The sequence below is a fragment of the Nocardia alni genome (assembly GCF_019038435.1).
Classification (GTDB): Bacteria; Actinomycetota; Actinomycetes; order Mycobacteriales; family Mycobacteriaceae; genus Nocardia; species Nocardia alni.
In genome coordinates this window covers 1-1,544 of record NZ_JAGPOX010000316.1, presented here as the reverse complement: position 1 = coordinate 1,544, position 1,544 = coordinate 1, and the positions used below count along the sequence as shown (strand labels likewise).

Here is a 1,544-nt window from a genome sequence, read left to right as displayed (position 1 = left end):
GCGCACCAGCCACCACCGTCGTCCCCGCACCGCAGTCGCAGCACCTGACCCCATCGACAGCATACGACGATCCGGCTCATCAGTATCCGCAGCATTGCCGCGGCGCCTCGAACCGATACGCCCCTTCGCCCCGGCCGCTCGCTTGCGAACCCGCACTGCCACAAGACTATCCGCCCCACCGTCAACGCTATCAGAAGCCATGTCCGGACCGGCGGCGTCCCTATCCGACGCACCCCCACCTGAACCCCGATCAGCCTCAGCACTACTGGTTTCCAGACCAGCAGTGCTCGCAGTCACGGCCGGTCCAACGGCGTCCCGATGCGACGCACCGTGGCCTGTAACTCCATCAGCCACCCCACCATCAGCACCGTGATCAACACGGCTCACAGCAGCGGCCGACCCATTCGCATCCCTATCCGACGCACCCCCACCCGGACCCCGATCAGCCTCAGCACTGCCGGCACCCAGACCAGCAATGCTCGCAGTCACGGCCGGTCCAACGGCGTCCCGATCCGACACGCTTTCAGCCACAACCCGTCCAGCCACATCACCATCGGCGCCGAGGCCAGCACGGCTCACAGCAGCGGCCGAACCACCCCCGTCCCGACCAGGCGCGCCTGCGGTCGTGACCCGATCAGCCCCATCATCAGCACGGCTGACAGGCGCGGTAGCGCCACCCGCATCCCGACCCGACACACCTTCAGCCACAACTCCATCAGCGCTGAGACCAGCACGGCTCGCAGTCGTATCCGGACCGGCGGCGTCCCGACCCGACGCACCCTCGGCAGAAATCCGATCAGCCACATCACCATCGGCACCGAGGCCAGCACGGCTCGCGGTCGCGCCACCCGGGTCCCGACCCGCCGCGCCTTCGGTCGTAACCCGATCAGCCACGTCACCAACGGCTTGATGAACGCTGCTCACAGCCACGCCCGGACCACCCGCGTCCCGACCGGGCGCGCCTCCAGCCACAACCTCACCACCGTCCAGGCCGACACGGCTCACAGCAGCGGCCGGGCCCTTCGAGTCCCGGCCAGGCGCGCCTTCGGTCGCGACTCGTTCAGCCGCAACCTCATCAGTGCCGATGCCAGTACGGCTCACAGTCGTGGCCGAACCACCCTTCCCTCGAGCCGACGCGCTGTCGTCCGCAACCGCGCCGTCATCTGCACTCGCTGCGAGTAACGCGTCCGTAGGGCGCTTCGTCGCAGAGCCTTTCGGCTCGACCGCGGCGTCGGCGGATTCGTCTGCGACATCGCCCGTATACCACGAGACGAGTCCGCGCACCGTCGGGCGGGACGATGCTCTCTCGCGCGCAAGCGATTCCATCAATTCGTCGGAGGGATCGGGCTGCGCGCTACCGTTAGTGGGCTCTGCCTCTGCCTCTGTCTCTGCCTCGGCGTCGAGCACGGTGCCCGGGATCGTCTTCTTCATCGAAGTCCTCCTGAAGCTTGGGTGGGCTGTTCTGCGGTGGCTTATCTGGGCGGCACGTAGGACGGGGCGTATGCGCCGCCGTACGGTAGTGGGATCGACAGGCGCTCATGGGG

General features: G+C 67.7%; 1 protein-coding gene. It reads right to left on the bottom strand.

The features are described 5' to 3' along the window. Positions 1–575: 575 nt before the first annotated feature. Positions 576–899 (bottom strand): hypothetical protein, encoded by a 324-nt coding sequence (locus JZ791_RS44100; RefSeq protein WP_216903930.1) that lies wholly within the window; start codon positions 897–899, stop codon positions 576–578. Positions 900–1,544: the final 645 nt, after the last annotated feature.